This window comes from Priestia flexa NBRC 15715 (assembly GCF_001591565.1).
In the GTDB taxonomy this organism is placed as follows: domain Bacteria; phylum Bacillota; class Bacilli; order Bacillales; family Bacillaceae_H; genus Priestia; species Priestia flexa.
Map to the genome: position 1 here is coordinate 1 of NZ_BCVD01000099.1, position 15674 is coordinate 15674.

The following is a 15674-nucleotide window of genomic DNA, read 5'->3' on the forward strand; positions in this document are numbered from 1 at the left end:
CTTATGTCCCAGCCTCTTTAGGTGCTCAAATCGCTTAGTGAGGAAGATAGTCGAGCTTTTTACGAAGCTTTTTCTCACTAAAAATCCATCCTGTATACGAACAAATAATATTCAAATCATAATCAAGCTGAACCACTGCTACAAACGGGTAATAATCTTTGCTACGATAGCGAAGGTCAATGAAGCGAACTTCAATATGATCGCTGTATTCATCAACTTCCCAACGATAAATTGGGGAAAAAGATAAGAATGCAGCCAGGTTTTCATCACGTTTAGCAACATCAATTATGTCAGACTCAGGAATAGGAATCTTTTTAAATGTATCGTAAATAAAGATTTTCTGGCCAACTGCGCGCCCAACGTGGAAGTTTTCTTTGGTTGTGATGGCTAGGTGCCAGTGTGTAAAGCGAATCGTTGGTGAAATATTCATTTTTACCACGTCCGGAAACTTCTGGCGTATTTTCTTTGCAATTTGGTGTCTCATGTAAAAGCGCCATACATAGTACAAAGCAATAATACTGTACATGGTAATAAAGGTTGGGCCAGGACTCATTCCTAAGAACCAAATTAAGATGGCAACAACATGGACAGCAAAGATAAAGTAGTCAAATGTATTAATAACACCGAGCGCAATCCATTTATCAGTAAATGGCCTTAAGGCTTGTGTGCCGTAAGCATTAAACACATCAACAAAAACGTGAATGATAACGGCAGCAAAAGTCCAAATCCATAAGTGGAATAAATTAGCGTTTGGAAAAAACAGCGAAACAATTACAATAATAAGCAAGGGCCAAAGCGCCACTGCTGGAATTGAATGCGTGATTCCGCGATGATTTCGAATGTAGTGAGCATTATTTTTAAGTTTTAAAATCGTATCTAAATCAGGTGCTAATGAACCGGCAATAACGCCAATCATTACGGCTTCTGTGGTGACACTGCTTGCCGCGACAACAGGATCTAAAGTAGCAAGTGCACCGATGGCGATTCCCATTGCAATATGTGTACCAGTATCCATTAAAGCAACCTCCTTATTTGCTTAACCTTACTTTTCAGATAGAAGCAAGTGTGTTTAGAGTATAACATGAATAGAAACAGAACAATATTTCAATACCAATACATTGTATATATATAGCTCATAACTCGGAGGATATAACGTGAAACAAAGTAAAAATATTGTCAAAGATTTTCAAATAGAACAATTTCAGCACGATCTTATCTCATGGTTTGAGACAGAACAGCGCATTTTACCATGGCGACAAGATCAAGATCCCTATAAAGTATGGGTTTCTGAAATTATGCTACAACAAACGCGAGTTGATACAGTCATTCCATACTTTAATAATTTTATTGAGAAATTCCCAACGATTGTAGACTTAGCCTATGCGCCTGAAGACGACGTATTAAAAGCATGGGAAGGGCTAGGCTATTATTCACGAGCGCGAAATTTACAAGCAGCTGTTCGCGAAGTGCACGAACAATACGGTGGCAAAGTTCCCCACACGCCAGATGAAATCTCAAAGTTAAAAGGAGTAGGACCATATACGACTGGAGCCATCCTTAGTATTGCATACGGGGTACCTCAGCCAGCTGTTGATGGGAACGTCATGCGAGTATTGTCCCGTATTTTATCAATTTGGGACGATATTGCAAAGCCAAAGACTCGCAAGGTTTTTGAAGAGGTTGTTCATGAAATCATTTCAAAAGACAGCCCGTCGTTTTTTAATCAAGGCCTAATGGAATTAGGCGCCATTGTATGTACCCCAACTTCTCCATCCTGTCTTCTGTGCCCTGTGCGTGAGCATTGTCGAGCGTTTGAGCAGGGTGTTCAGCAGGAGTTACCGGTTAAGTCAAAGAAAAAACCACCAAGAGCTGTTCAAATCGCAGCGGCTGTTGTTACAGATGAACAAGGTAATTTCCTCATTCACAAGCGTCCCAATAAAGGTTTACTTGCAAACCTGTGGGAATTTCCAAATGTAGAAGTGGATCTTACAATTGGGACAGAGCAAACTCAGCTTACATCCTTTGTTGAAGCCGATTATGATACAGAAGTGGTGCTAGACCCTCCTTTTACAGTCATTCAGCACGTGTTCTCCCACATTGTGTGGAACATTAACGTGTATAAAGGGGTACTCACGGGCAATATTGCTAACCGAGATGATTTAAAGTTAGTATCGGTTAAAGAAATAGAAGAATATGCGTTTCCGGTGTCTCATCAAAAAATTCTAAAGGAATACCATAAAATTACTTAATGAAAAGAGACTGTGGTTGTTCACAGTCTCTTTGTTGTTGTGTTTAATCATATATTACGTTGGTGGAGTGCGTGTAATCAGCTTCATTTCGATGCAGACCGCCACGATTTTCAATTTCTTCTATAATTTGACGATGAATACCTTGGCCTTCAGTATTTAAATAAGGCATGATTTGCTGGAGGGAATGATGAAAATATGCGAGCTCATTATCTCGCCATTCGGTCTTTGCCATCATTGATAATTCAGTCATATCACGACCTACGTACATGCTTCATCACCTTCTTATCATTAATTAAGCCTCATTCTTGCATCGTAAGCAAATGAATCTAGGCAGACTTATTTTTTCATCTCCCCTTGTTTCTTATACAGAAATATAAGTACAATATGAACAGAACGATACATAAGGAGTAGATAATATGGAACAAAAAGTAGCACTTGTAACGGGAAGCAGTCGTGGAATTGGAAAAGAAATTGCACTAAGACTTGCAAAGGACGGATACAATATCGTCCTCAACTATGCGCGTAGCAAAAGTGCAGCATTAGAAGTAGCAGAAGAAGTAAAAGCACTCGGACGTGAAGTGCTGGTTGTAAAAGCAAACGTCGGTAAGGTCGAAAAAATCAAAGAGATGTTTGAGCAAATTGACGAAGCTTTCGGGCGCTTGGATGTATTTATTAGCAATGCAGCATCTGGTGTTTTACGTCCTGTAATGGAGCTTGAAGAAACACACTGGGACTGGACAATGGATATTAACAGCAAAGGTTATTTATTCTGTGCGCAAGAAGCGGCAAAAAGAATGGAAAAAGTCGGGGGCGGCAAAATTGTAACCATCAGTTCACTGGGCTCGATTCGCTATTTAGAAAACTATACAACGGTAGGAGTTTCAAAAGCAGCCGTTGAAGCATTAACTCGATATCTTGCGGTAGAGTTAGCTCCGAAAAACATCATTGTGAATGCTGTATCTGGAGGAGCCGTTGATACCGAAGCGTTAAAGCATTTCCCAAATCGCAATGAGCTGTTAGATGATGCGCGTCAACATACGCCAACAGGTCGAATGGTTGAGCCAAATGATATGGTAGATGCGGTTCAATTTTTAGTGTCAGATAAAGCCAATATGATTTGTGGTCAAACGCTTATCGTAGATGGCGGACGTTCTTTACTGATGTAATAAACTAAAATAAAAAAGAGTGTATATCGCCGTAATCACCTGGACATATTAATTTTTGTGGAGGTGATTACAATGGCAAAACAACCAAACAAAACAAACGCGCAACAAGTAAAGCAACAAAACGCACAAGCTGCAAACAACCAATACGGTGCAGAATTTGCTAGCGAAACAGATGTGCAACAAGTGAAGCAACAAAACGCACAAGCTGAAGCAAAGAAAAACCAAAACTCTGGTAAATACCAAGGTTAATGGTAAAAGCGAAGCCAAGATTCTTATGAAGGATCATGGCTTTGCTTTTTAATTTGACAAAAGCTCTCGAAACTTTACATATCTCGTCAAAGGAATTAAAGGTGAAAGAACAGAATGTTAAAAGTGGACTTATACCCAAGAGCGTTCTGATTTCAATTTCAACAGATTCTGCTTTATAAATGTGTTACCTACCTGAAATGAAAGAAGTGAACGAGCTGTTTACTAGAAGGAGGAGTAAGACATGGAGCAATTTACAAAATTAGTGTCTCAACAATTAGAAACGATGGACCAACTTTTGTTTTTACAATCAGAAATTGAACGCTGTCAACAAATTGAAGAAGAGCTTATTAAACTACAGGCAGAAGCAAAGCTGGATTGTATCCGCGGAGAAATTGGCGTGATGAAGCAAAGGCTAAAAGAAATTCAGCAAACTTTTGAGGTACAAACAGAAGAGATTATCTCTTCATACAAAAAGGATTCCCACTATCCGGTATCTCGTTAAAGGAAAGCTGCACCTCTCTTTTTAAAGGATGTTTCCTTGCTAAAAAGAGAGGTGCAGCTTTTTTATTCAAGAAGAACCACATCACATTTGTTTTAAAATAGAAGAGAAACCGTTATAATAAATAGGAGAGGACAATGTATATACGAAAGAAGGTCACTGTTTAGAAAGCAGATATGTTACCGCTTTGATAAAAAGCATCGATGGTTTTAACTAAAAGAAGTAATGACATATAAGACTAGGCTGTGACTACTTAAAAGCGTACGTGAGGTAATTGTGATAGTCAAAATGAAAGTAGGGAGTGGAGATGGGATTTCCAATGGAAGGAGAAACAATTCAAATACACAGTTATAAGCACGATGGCAAGCTTCATCGTGTGTGGGATCAGACGACGGTTTTAAAATCGACAAGTAGCCTGATGATTGGAGGAAACGATCGCACGGTCGTAACAGAATCAGACGGTAGAACGTGGATTACAAGAGAGCCAGCCATCTGTTATTTCCATTCGCAATATTGGTTTAACGTGATTGGTATGATTCGTGAAGATGGTATTTATTATTATTGCAATATTAGTTCACCATTTACACATGACCAAGAAGCGCTGAAGTACATTGATTATGATTTAGATATTAAAGTATACCCAGATATGACCTATACGCTTCTAGATGAAGATGAGTACGAAAAACATCGTCAAGAAATGAACTACCCAGAAGCGGTAGACCGTATTTTACATACTCATGTTGAGCATTTGAAAACCTGGATTCGCCAACGTAAAGGACCGTTTGCACCAGAATTTATCGATACGTGGTATGAGCGTTTTTTAACATATCGACATGCATAAGCGCACGGATATAAGCGTCATTATAGGATCTAGAAATTTGACCTATATGATGCTTTTTTATGTTGAGTACCAGAGCTTAAAAACCGCATATGAAAGTGTGCAGAATGTTACATTATAAAAGAGGCTTAATAGGCATAGCCATTTAGAGGAAGAAGGGAGAGAGAACAAGTGGGAAGCATCAGGCGGTATATGGAATTTGTAAAGCCGTATAAGTGGCAAATTGTTGGAACAGTTTTAATTGGTGTGGTAAAGTTTTCAATTCCACTATTAATTCCACTGCTGTTAAAATACGTACTTGATGACGTTATTGATTCAGATACATTATCAGACAGTGAAAAAGTAAAGCAGTTGTTGATGATCATGGGTGGTTCTTTCTTTGTTTTTTTAATTTTACGCCCTCCAGTTGAATATTATCGTCAATATTATGCGCAGTGGGTATCAAGCAAAGTATTGTATGATATTCGAAACCAGCTGTTTGATCATATTCAAAAGCTCAGCCTTCGTTATTATTCTAATACGCGTGTAGGTGAAATCATCTCGCGTGTTATTAACGATGTAGAGCAAACGAAAAACTTCGTAATCACGGGTTTAATGAATGTTTGGCTTGATATGTTCACCATAGTAATTGCTATTATTATTATGTTTACAATGAACGTGCCACTAACATTGGTATCTATTATTTTACTGCCATTATACGCTTTATCCGTTAGATATTTTTATGGTAGGCTACGTCATTTAACTCGTGTACGCTCTCAAGCATTAGCTGAAGTACAAGGTCATTTACATGAACGGGTACAGGGAATTTCAGTTATTCGAAGCTTTGCGATTGAAAATCATGAGCAAGCGCAGTTCGATGATCAGAACCGTAATTTTTTACAAAAAGCAATTGATCATACAAATTGGAATGCTAAGACATTTGCAGTGGTGAATACGATTACGGACTTAGCCCCGTTAATTGTTATTGCGTTTGCTGGTTATCAAGTTATTAACGAAAATTTATCGATTGGTACTATGGTGGCGTTTGTAGGCTATATTGATCGGTTATATAACCCGCTGCGTCGACTTGTAAACTCATCAACAACATTAACGCAGTCCGTTGCTTCTATGGACCGAATGTTTGAATTTATTGATGAACAATATGACATTGTAGACTCGCCTAATGCGAAAGACGCTCTAGAGATTAAGGGAGCAGTTCAGTTTAATAACGTATCATTTGCGTATGAAGAAGATGAGTATATCCTGCACGATATTAACTTGGATGTTGAACAAGGAAAATCGGTAGCGTTTGTAGGTATGAGTGGTGGCGGTAAATCAACTATCATTAGCCTTATTCCACGCTTTTATGATGTCTCTTCCGGGGAAATTTTAATTGACGGTGTAAACGTAAAAGACTATCAAACGAAAAATCTGCGCGATCAAATAGGAATCGTTTTGCAGGATACGGTATTATTTAGCGATACGATTCGTAACAATATTCTATTGGGAAAACCGGGTGCCACAGATGAAGACGTTGTAGCAGCCGCGAAAGCAGCTAACGCACATGACTTCATTATGAAATTGCCCAACGGTTATGATACGAAAGTGGGAGAAAGAGGAATGAAGCTTTCAGGTGGGCAAAAGCAGCGCGTCTCCATTGCTCGCGTATTTTTGAAAAACCCACCGATTTTAATTTTTGATGAGGCAACATCTGCATTGGACTTAGAAAGTGAACATTACATTCAAGAAACCCTTGAAAAGCTTGCGAAGGAACGAACGACGTTTATCGTGGCGCACCGTTTGTCAACCATCACACATGTGGATGAAATTGTACTCGTTCAGGATGGAAAAGTCGTTGAACAGGGTTCTCACGGAGAGCTAATGAAGAAAAAAGGATATTACTATGATTTGTTCACTGTACAGCAGTTAGGGCAAAATTAAAAGCCAGGTAGGTACCTGGCTTTTTTAATCTTGTTCTCGCTCATGATTAATTTCAAGTGCATTGTCTTCCTTATGATAATTGTGGAAACTATCGATTAATCGATCTAAATGCTCTAGCTCTTCACTGTATTCAATGATACTTGCGATGAGAGGAAATAAGTGATACAACATCTTGTTATCTTCGTCATCTTCAAGCAGCTTATATTTCATAAATGCATCAATTAATGCACGCTTTTTTGTATATGCTTCAGTTGGTACAGATGTTGTTAATTGAACCTTTAGCTTACCAATAAACTTTAACAGAGCCTGCTCGTGATACATTAGCAAGCATTCCATCTCAGATTTTATGAGATTCTGAAACGACTGTGGCATGTGTTGAATATCATTTTCAAGACGATGCAACTGCTTTAATGTTTTAAGAGCATGGGAGGTTGTTGTAATCATTTGGCGGAAAAGCACAAGTTTTCGAGATTTAACAAATACCTTTTTCTTTGAATTCGTTCGCTCTTCTTTATAGAAATCAAACAGCTGATTGGCTTTCGTTAGCTGATCCTTGATTTTCTCAATGTCTTCTTTTAACAGCGTATATTCAGAAGCATGGTAGATATTCATACGAATCCACTTAATAATTTCTTCAGTTGTACCAACAATTTTATAATAAAGCTTTGTTTCATACTTTGGTGGTAAGAAAATTAAGTTTACAATAAACGCTGAAAAGACCCCTAATAAGACGGTTGCAAAGCGGATGACTGCAAACTGAACAAAGTCATCACTAGGGCTTTCCATAATAGCAATAACGGTTACCAGCGCAAGGCCAATTGTATTGCCGATTTTTAGCTTTAAATTAAGCGTAATTACCATAACAGCCGTTAAACCAATAATAAACGGATGTGTGCCGAATAAAAGTCCAAACCCAACTGCTAGTAACGCTCCGATGACGTTAGCTTGAATTTGCTCCAAAACTGTCAAATACGAGCGATAAATTGAAGGCTGAATAGCAAAAACTGCTGCGATTGCTGCGAATGTGGGTGATGGCAGATTGAGCAATTCAGCGACTAACAATGAAAGTGTAATGGCAATTCCCGTTTTTAAAATGCGGGCACCAAGTTTCATGCTTTCATAGTCCTTTCTATACATAAGATTTTGATAAAATAAATAAAAGCTTCTTTATAGTATACATAACCCATCTTGAATTATATAAACAATAACATACTATACAAGGTTTGCATGTGGATATCAAGAGGAAGGAATAAGAAAAATCCCGTTAAATAACGGGATTTTTCGACAAGTATTTTTATGTTCAATTAGTTTACAAGAAAAAGAAGGATTACAATTCTTTGCTTAGCTGCTCAAAAGCTTTTTCTACGGCTTCTAACGTCACATGGATATCTTCTTCCGTATGTTCTGTTGTTAAGAACCAAGCCTCGTATTTCGAAGGAGCTAAATTAATACCTTGATGAAGCATGAGCTTGAAGAATTTTGCAAACAATTCACCGTCTGTATTTTCAGCCTGTTCATAGTTAGTGACTGTCTCTGTTGTGAAGTAAAGCGTTAGCGCACCTTTTAAACGGTTGATAGTAATTGGCATTTTATATGTACGAGCGTGTTTTAAAATACCTTCTTCAAGCATCGCACCAAGCTTGTCCATTTTGTCGTATACGCCTTCTTCTTTTAATACTTCTAAGCACGCAATTCCAGAAAGCATGGAAGCTGGATTTCCGGCCATTGTTCCAGCTTGGTAAGCGGGACCTAAAGGCGCAACTTTTTCCATGATTTCTTGTTTACCACCGTATGCCCCGATTGGAAGGCCTCCACCGATGATTTTTCCTAATGCTGTTAAGTCTGGCTTCACACCAAGTAAGTCTTGGGCACCACCATACATGAATCGGAAAGCGGTGATGACTTCATCATAAATAACAAGTGCACCTGCTGCGTGTGTTAGTTCATTTACCTGTTCTAAAAAGCCTGGATGCGGCTCGACAATTCCAAAATTCCCTACGATTGGTTCGACCAGGACACCAGCAATTTGGTCTCCCCACTTTTCTAATGCTTCTTTAAATGGTTGAATATCGTTGAATGGAACGGTAATAACTTCTTTTGCAATACTTTTTGGTACGCCGGCTGAGTCTGGTGTGCCAAGTGTTGAAGGGCCAGATCCCGCTGCGACAAGCACAAGGTCTGAGTGTCCGTGGTAGCAACCAGCAAATTTAATGATTTTGTCACGACCTGTATATGCTCGCGCTACGCGAATTGTTGTCATGACAGCTTCTGTTCCAGAGTTGACAAAGCGAACTTTATCCATTGCAGGCATCGCTTCTTTTAACATTTTTGCAAATTTTACTTCATGAGCAGTTGGAGTACCGTATAATACGCCTGTTTCCGCTGCGTGTGTAATTGCCTTTGTGATGTGAGGGTGAGCATGACCCGTGATGATTGGTCCGTATGCTGCTAGATAATCAATATATTTATTTCCATCAACATCCCAAAAATAAGCGCCTTTTGCTTTTTCCATTGCAACTGGGGATCCGCCACCTACTGCTTTATATGAACGAGACGGACTGTTTACACCGCCGACAATATGTTGAAGTGCTTCTCCGTGAAGCTGTTCTGATTTCGTAAACTGCATAATATGCCTCCTAAAGTATAATTCCACGTTCTATTCTACCAAACTTATTTGTTTCTTGAAAAACATTGTAGAAGGTGTATGATAGAAAACTGTGCATGAACAATTTAAATAGTAGATAAAACTAGTTGAATAGATGGAGGAAACGAGATGACAAATGCAATTGAGGTAAAGGGGTTGCGAAAAGAATTTAAGGCCTATTCGAGTCGTTCAGGCTTAAAAGGTGCGTTTCGTGACTTGTTTACAAGAAATTATAAAGTATTAAAAGCTGTAAACGATATTTCGTTTACAGTCAAACAAGGTGAAATGGTTGGATATATTGGAGAAAACGGAGCAGGGAAATCGACGACCATTAAAATGCTGACGGGAATCTTAACACCAACTGGCGGTGAGATTCAAGTGAACGGAATGAACCCTCATAAAGAGCGTGAGCAGTTTACGCGTACCATTGGGGTAGTATTTGGTCAGCGTTCACAGCTTTGGTGGGATATTGCTGTTCAAGAATCGTTTCGGCTACTAAAAAAAGTATATAAAGTATCAGATGAAGATTATAACAACCATATGGAGCACGTGATTCGAACGCTGGATATTGGTCCATTATTAGATAAGCCTGTGAGAAAGCTATCTCTTGGTCAACGAATGCGATGTGAGTTAGCGGCAGCACTTATTCATAATCCACCGCTGCTTTTTTTAGATGAGCCAACCATTGGGCTAGATGTATTAGTGAAACTAAAAATTCGTCAGTTCCTAAAAGAAATTAACGAAAAATACAATACAACAATCTTATTAACAACGCATGATTTAGCTGACATTGAAGCCTTATGTGAGCGCGTCGTTATGTTGGATGAAGGAAACATTATTTATGATGGTTCGCTACAAAAGCTGCGTTCTAACTGGGGAGATATGAAACAGGTTATATTTGAATTTACAAAAGAACCACTTCAAGAACAGCTGCAATTAATTACACAGGGGTTACCTGTTACGTGGGTGAGGGGAGACCGCCTCAACAGCTGGGTTGCTAATCTTGAGAACAAAGGAGATAGCATGTCACAGCTAATTGCTAAAGTAGCAGCGAAATACGAAATTGCTGATTTAAGTATTCATGAAATTTCAACTGAAGAAGTTATTCGTAACATCTATGAAGAAGGTGTTGTGAATGGATAAATATATTGAAATGATACGCATTCGTTTCTTAATGATGCTTGCGTATCGAACGAATTACTACAGCGGTATATTAATCTATGCGATTAATATTGGAGCCTACTATTTCCTATGGTCTGCTATTTACGGAGGGAAAGAAAATATTCAAGGGCTATCAATGACGCAGATGACAACATATGTAGCTGTGTCCTGGATGGCGCGCGCCTTTTATTTCAACAACATTGATCGTGAGATGGCTATGGAAATTAAAGACGGGAAAGTGGCGGTTGAACTAATTAAGCCCTATAACTATCTTGGAATGAAAATGATGCAGGGGCTTGGAGAAGGGATTTTTAGACTGCTATTCTTCTCCATTCCAGGAATGGTGATTGTCTGGTTTTTATTCCCGATAGATTTATCAGGCCACGTACAGACATGGATTTATTTTAGTTTTTCAATTATCTTTAGCTTTATTGTTAATACTCAAATTAACTTATTAACGGGAATTACGACATTCTTCTTGTTTAATAATGATGGATTAATTCGTGCAAAGCGCGTTATCATAGATTTGTTTTCAGGGCTTTTATTACCAATTAGCTTTTATCCTCTTTGGGCACAAGATTTAATGGGGTATCTTCCTTTTCAAGCAATCAGCTATATTCCAAGCATGATCTTTACAGAAGGATTTACGGGAAGTGAAGTGGTAACTGCATTGGTGACACAGCTTATTTGGTCACTGCTTTTATTTATTCCTATCGTCTTTCTATGGAATGTTGCAAAGAAAAAGATGGTCATCCAAGGAGGGTAAGCAATGTTTTATTTTTCTATGTTCTTTCAATACATCAGTCAATATATAAAAACCAGACTTCAATACCGAGCTGATATGGTTGTTGAAGTTGTATCTGATTTACTATTTCAAGCAGTAAACTTAATTTTTATTTTAGTTGTATTTGGCCACACTCAATTTCTCAACGGTTGGTCACGAGAAGAAATCATTTTTATTTATGGATTCTTCCTAGTTCCTTTTGCGGTATTCTCTTCATTCTTTAACATTTGGGATTTTAATGAGCGCTATATTGTTAAAGGTGAAATGGATCGTATCTTAACAAGACCTATTCATAGCTTGTTTCAAGTGATTTTAGAAAGAATGGAATTAGAGTCTTTATTTGGAGCAATCACCGGGGTGGCAGTGATGATTTATGCTGGCTCCATTTTAGACCTTTCGTTTGCTTGGTATGACTTTTTCATCTTTATTCTATTTGTGCTCGGGGGAGCGTTGGTATATGCAGGTATCTTTATTGCACTCGCAAGCATAGGTTTTTGGTCAGATGCTCGTACGTCTATTATGCCAACGATGTATAACATTGGAAACTATGGACGCTATCCTGTTGATATTTATAACAACGTCATTCGTTATGTGCTAACATGGATTTTACCGTTTGCCTTTGTTGGAGTATATCCAGCTGCTTACTTCTTAGGAAGAGAAGAATGGTATGGCTATGCATTTTTAACTCCAGTTATGGGGGTTATCTTTTTTACTCTAGCTATTGTCTTATGGAATGTTGGTGTAAAAAGGTATCGAGGAGCAGGCAACTGATGCCTGCTTTTTTTATGCTATTGAACAGTAATGAGTAGGTAGGGGACAACGTATAGTAATACAAGAACTTTTTTACTTAAAGGAGTATCCGTATGACGGTTTCGTTGATTCTAGTCATTGTGTTTCTAATGGTAGGAAGCATGAAATTTTTGTTTGAAAAAGAGCTCGGTGAATTTCATTTCTTCTCACTTGGTCATTTTTTTGTTTTACTTTATTCATATTTAACGGTTTTGCTTGGCTTTAGCTTAATCTATACGGTTTGTGAAATGAGTAATATAGAAGTAATTAGTGGAGGATTTTATCATCAAGAACATTATTTTTATACACTGTTCAACAGCATGTATTTTAGTGCCATTACGCTATTCTCTGTAGGGTATGGAGATATGTATCCCGTTGGTATTGGAAAGATGTTTGCAACAATCGAAGCTCTCATTGGGTATATGATGCCAGCTGTTTTTGTGATTCGCACGGTAAGTCGAAATGAGAAAGTTTAAAAGTTGTCTTAAATCGCGAAATTGGTTACCCTATAACCATAGAGAACTGTATAAAAGGAGCGATATAAGATGACAGTAACAGTAGGTGAAGTAGCACCAGATTTTAAACTAGCAGCTAACAATGGAGAAGAGGTGGCTCTATCTGATTATAAAGGTCAAAATGTTGTTCTTTATTTTTATCCAAAAGATATGACGCCGGGCTGTACGACAGAAGCATGTGATTTCAGAGATGCTCATCAAGAATTTGCAGACTTAGATGCAGTTATCTTAGGCGTAAGTCCAGATCCAATTGATAAACATCAAAAATTTATTGATAAACATGGACTACCATTTTTACTATTAGCAGACGAAGATCATCAAGTTGCTGAAGCATATGGTGTATGGAAGTTAAAAAAGAACTTTGGAAAAGAGTATATGGGCATTGAGCGCTCGACGTTCATTATTAACAAAGACGGTGAAATTGCGAAAGAATATCGCAAAGTGCGTGTGAAAGATCACGTAGCAGAAGCTTTACGTTTTATTAAAGAAAATTTAGCATAATTAAGGCATTCGTCTATAACAAAATCTTTCGTTATGCGTATGATAACAGTGTAGGGCATACCTCCTCAGGTGTTACGATATAAAGCGCGACTTAGATAGTCGCGTTTTTTTTTGAATGAATAAAAAATCGTTTAAAAATAATATATAGTAGGAATTGTTAATGAGATTGACAAAGTGAAGCAGTAAGAGTTACACTAATTGTAAGAATTATAAAGTAAGAATGCTTATAGAAGAGAGGTGCATGACGTGTCAAATCATTTACAAGAAGCGCTTGAAATGCTGAAAGAAACTGGCGTTCGCATTACACCGCAACGTCATGCTATTTTAGAGTATTTAATCAATTCAATGACACATCCAACTGCTGATGATATTTATAAAGCATTGGAGGATAAATTTCCTAATATGAGTGTGGCAACCGTTTATAATAATCTACGCGTTTTTAAAGAAGTAGGAATTGTAAAAGAGCTAACTTACGGAGATGCTTCAAGTCGTTTTGATTATATTACGACCGAGCATTACCACGTAATATGCGAAAAGTGTGGAAAAATTGTTGACTTCCATTATCCAGGATTAGATGAAGTAGAAGCACTTGCAGCGCACATTACCGGGTTTGAGATTAGTCACCACCGTATGGAGATTTATGGTACTTGTCCGGATTGTACAACTAAAAAAGCACATTAAAAAGCTGATAGTTATGATATACTATCAGCTTTCTTTGTGTCTTTTCTATTATATTTCTCATCAAACTCTTTTCCATCAAGGGCTGGATCTAGAGTCAAAGGCTCATTGCAGTACATACATAAGTCTACTCGTCCAAGCATTTTCGTATGTTTATTACAGGTTGGGCATGTGACCTGTACAGCTTTAGTAGAAAGCATGCCAATCCAAAAGTAAACAACGGTACTAGCAATGATACATAGTAAACCTAATAGCATAAAAATGGTCATAAGCCACATGGAAGATTTAAAAAAGATTCCTCCATACATCACGATGAAGCCAATAAAAATTAAGCTTAATGCAAATGTCCTGATCTTATTGATTTTACTTGAGTATTTAATTCCCATGAAAAATCTCCCTCCCACTTTATAAATATAGCATAATTGTAAGAAAAATAAGTCTTTTAGGTTGAATTAACTGATAGAACTGTTTAGGGAGTGAATACAAGAGAGAATTTGTTATAATAAGCTGTGAGGAAGTCCATCACGAACATTCACACTAAATGTGTTTCAATATAAAAGAAGATTAGACCAATATCTTTAATTATGATAGTGAGGAGCTTGCAGAATGGAAGATATTTTACGACCGCTATACCAAGAGCGAGCAAGTAAAAAAGAAACGTTAGGTATTTTATTAATAGAAAAAAGGAAAACAGATTCACCAGTTACAGATGACTTAGATGCCATACTATTTATTATCACAAGTAACAATGAGGTACCTGTGTTTGTGAAGCAGTATGAGTATAAAGAACAAAGAGCAGCTCTTTATATAGCTTCAGAACAGCAGATCAGCGAATGGATTATGATAGGTACCAACCGACGTACTGTTGATTGGGTGTTAAATGGAAAAGTACTGTTTGATCGTAATGAATACGTAGCAAATTTGAAAAAAAGACTACTGGATTTTCCGCGCGAAGATCGAGTGAAGAGGATAGGTATTGAATTTGCCAAGCTTATTCGCCGTTTTAAAGAAGGAAAAGACTTTTATACGTCAAATCATCATCTAGATGCATTCAATCATGTGGTTCATGCTTTACACCATTTAGCGCGTCTATCAGTACTAGAAAATGGGTTTTACCCAGAGGTTACTGTTTGGAATCAAGTGAAAAAAATTGAGCCATCTATTTATCGTTTATATGAAGAGCTTGTTGGCAGCCAAGAAGAGATAAACAAGAAGCTTGAGCTATTATTCTTAGCTAGTGAGCTTTATGTAAATAAAAAAGTTGATATAGGTTCTACACATCTATTAACAATTATGAGCGAAAAAGAAGAGTGGACGTTTAATGAACTCATTTCACATCAGCAAGTTAACCCATATGCAATCGATTTAGGAATTTTGCTAGAATTCCTCATCCAAAAAGAGATTGTAGTAGTTCATAAAGTGGAGACAAAAGGAAAGAGTTTATATCATCGTCACTACGCTATTAATAAGGGTTAATAAAGGAAAGATAAAAAAACAAATGTTTTTTTATCTTTTTTTAAAAAAGATGTTGACGTTCATGAAAATACATGTTAAATTTATATACGTCGCTGATGAGCGATACCAAGTTTATGAAAAACTTGAAAAATAATCTTAAAAAAGTTGTTGACAAAAAGTTAACTACTTGGTAAGATAAGAAAGTCGCCTAAGAGCGGCGGTTGAA

Annotated in this window: 18 protein-coding genes; 13 read left to right on the forward strand and 5 right to left on the reverse strand. The window is 37.5% G+C overall.

Going from position 1 to position 15674, the window contains the following annotated elements; all coding sequences use genetic code 11:
* Nucleotides 1-34: 34 nt before the first annotated feature.
* Nucleotides 35-1015, reverse strand: a complete 981-nt coding sequence (locus tag BFL01S_RS14940; protein WP_061786169.1) for a metal-dependent hydrolase — start codon at nucleotides 1013-1015, stop codon at nucleotides 35-37.
* A gap of 139 nt (nucleotides 1016-1154) precedes the next feature.
* Between BFL01S_RS14940 and mutY the strand changes: the two genes are divergently transcribed.
* Nucleotides 1155-2249, forward strand: a complete 1095-nt coding sequence (mutY, locus tag BFL01S_RS14945; protein WP_061786170.1) for an A/G-specific adenine glycosylase — start codon at nucleotides 1155-1157, stop codon at nucleotides 2247-2249.
* 43 nt (nucleotides 2250-2292) lie between these two features.
* Here mutY and yfhS read toward each other — a convergent pair whose 3' ends face one another.
* Nucleotides 2293-2517 (reverse strand): mother cell protein YfhS, encoded by a 225-nt coding sequence (gene yfhS / locus BFL01S_RS14950; RefSeq protein WP_061786171.1) that lies wholly within the window; start codon nucleotides 2515-2517, stop codon nucleotides 2293-2295.
* A gap of 148 nt (nucleotides 2518-2665) precedes the next feature.
* On the opposite strand from yfhS, the gene fabL reads away from it, so the two are divergent.
* The 5 genes from fabL (at nucleotide 2666) to BFL01S_RS14975 (ending at nucleotide 6921) form a co-directional block, all read left to right on the forward strand.
* Nucleotides 2666-3415 (forward strand): enoyl-[acyl-carrier-protein] reductase FabL, encoded by a 750-nt coding sequence (gene fabL, locus BFL01S_RS14955; RefSeq protein ID WP_025909537.1) that lies wholly within the window; start codon nucleotides 2666-2668, stop codon nucleotides 3413-3415.
* 72 nt (nucleotides 3416-3487) lie between these two features.
* Entirely contained in the window at nucleotides 3488-3664 is a 177-nt protein-coding gene (locus tag BFL01S_RS14960) for a gamma-type small acid-soluble spore protein (RefSeq protein WP_061786172.1), read from the forward strand.
* Between the two features lie 241 nt (nucleotides 3665-3905).
* On the forward strand, nucleotides 3906-4166 hold the full coding sequence (locus tag BFL01S_RS14965) for a YgaB family protein (RefSeq protein ID WP_061786173.1): 261 nt from the start codon (nucleotides 3906-3908) through the stop codon (nucleotides 4164-4166).
* 304 nt (nucleotides 4167-4470) lie between these two features.
* On the forward strand, nucleotides 4471-5004 hold the full coding sequence (gene ntdP, locus BFL01S_RS14970; RefSeq protein WP_025909539.1) for a nucleoside tri-diphosphate phosphatase: 534 nt from the start codon (nucleotides 4471-4473) through the stop codon (nucleotides 5002-5004).
* A 168-nt stretch (nucleotides 5005-5172) separates the two neighbouring features.
* Nucleotides 5173-6921: an ABC transporter ATP-binding protein gene (locus BFL01S_RS14975; RefSeq protein ID WP_061786174.1), complete on the forward strand. Its 1749-nt coding sequence runs from the start codon at nucleotides 5173-5175 to the stop codon at nucleotides 6919-6921.
* 24 nt (nucleotides 6922-6945) lie between these two features.
* Here BFL01S_RS14975 and BFL01S_RS14980 read toward each other — a convergent pair whose 3' ends face one another.
* Both BFL01S_RS14980 and BFL01S_RS14985 read right to left on the reverse strand, forming a co-directional pair.
* A complete protein-coding gene (locus BFL01S_RS14980; protein ID WP_025909541.1) occupies nucleotides 6946-8034 on the reverse strand; it encodes an FUSC family protein in 1089 nt (362 codons plus the stop codon).
* 214 nt (nucleotides 8035-8248) lie between these two features.
* The gene (locus BFL01S_RS14985) at nucleotides 8249-9547 is read right to left on the reverse strand and encodes a glutamate-1-semialdehyde 2,1-aminomutase (RefSeq protein ID WP_061786175.1); all 1299 of its coding nucleotides are present in this window, start codon (nucleotides 9545-9547) and stop codon (nucleotides 8249-8251) included.
* 147 nt (nucleotides 9548-9694) lie between these two features.
* On the opposite strand from BFL01S_RS14985, the gene BFL01S_RS14990 reads away from it, so the two are divergent.
* The 6 genes from BFL01S_RS14990 to perR all read left to right on the forward strand — a co-directional run bounded on the left by BFL01S_RS14990 (nucleotide 9695) and on the right by perR (nucleotide 13996).
* Nucleotides 9695-10708, forward strand: a complete 1014-nt coding sequence (locus BFL01S_RS14990) for an ABC transporter ATP-binding protein (RefSeq protein WP_061786176.1) — start codon at nucleotides 9695-9697, stop codon at nucleotides 10706-10708.
* A complete protein-coding gene (locus BFL01S_RS14995) occupies nucleotides 10701-11492 on the forward strand; it encodes an ABC transporter permease (RefSeq protein ID WP_025909544.1) in 792 nt (263 codons plus the stop codon). The genes BFL01S_RS14990 and BFL01S_RS14995 overlap by 8 nt, the downstream gene beginning before the upstream one ends.
* A gap of 3 nt (nucleotides 11493-11495) precedes the next feature.
* Nucleotides 11496-12281 carry an ABC transporter permease gene (locus BFL01S_RS15000; protein WP_025909545.1) on the forward strand — a complete coding sequence of 262 codons (786 nt, stop codon included), beginning with the start codon at nucleotides 11496-11498 and terminating at the stop codon, nucleotides 12279-12281.
* A 92-nt stretch (nucleotides 12282-12373) separates the two neighbouring features.
* The gene (locus tag BFL01S_RS15005; RefSeq protein ID WP_061786177.1) at nucleotides 12374-12775 is read left to right on the forward strand and encodes a potassium channel family protein; all 402 of its coding nucleotides are present in this window, start codon (nucleotides 12374-12376) and stop codon (nucleotides 12773-12775) included.
* Nucleotides 12776-12844: 69 nt separating this feature from the next.
* Nucleotides 12845-13315 (forward strand): thioredoxin-dependent thiol peroxidase, encoded by a 471-nt coding sequence (bcp, locus tag BFL01S_RS15010; protein ID WP_025909547.1) that lies wholly within the window; start codon nucleotides 12845-12847, stop codon nucleotides 13313-13315.
* Nucleotides 13316-13591: 276 nt separating this feature from the next.
* Nucleotides 13592-13996, forward strand: coding sequence for a peroxide-responsive transcriptional repressor PerR (gene perR / locus BFL01S_RS15015; RefSeq protein WP_061786178.1), 405 nt, complete (start codon nucleotides 13592-13594; stop codon nucleotides 13994-13996).
* Between the two features lie 11 nt (nucleotides 13997-14007).
* Here perR and BFL01S_RS15020 read toward each other — a convergent pair whose 3' ends face one another.
* A complete protein-coding gene (locus BFL01S_RS15020; RefSeq protein WP_025909549.1) occupies nucleotides 14008-14379 on the reverse strand; it encodes a YgzB family protein in 372 nt (123 codons plus the stop codon).
* A gap of 220 nt (nucleotides 14380-14599) precedes the next feature.
* On the opposite strand from BFL01S_RS15020, the gene BFL01S_RS15025 reads away from it, so the two are divergent.
* Entirely contained in the window at nucleotides 14600-15469 is an 870-nt protein-coding gene (locus BFL01S_RS15025) for a nucleotidyltransferase-like protein (protein ID WP_025909550.1), read from the forward strand.
* The last annotated feature ends 205 nt before the right edge of the window (nucleotides 15470-15674 follow it).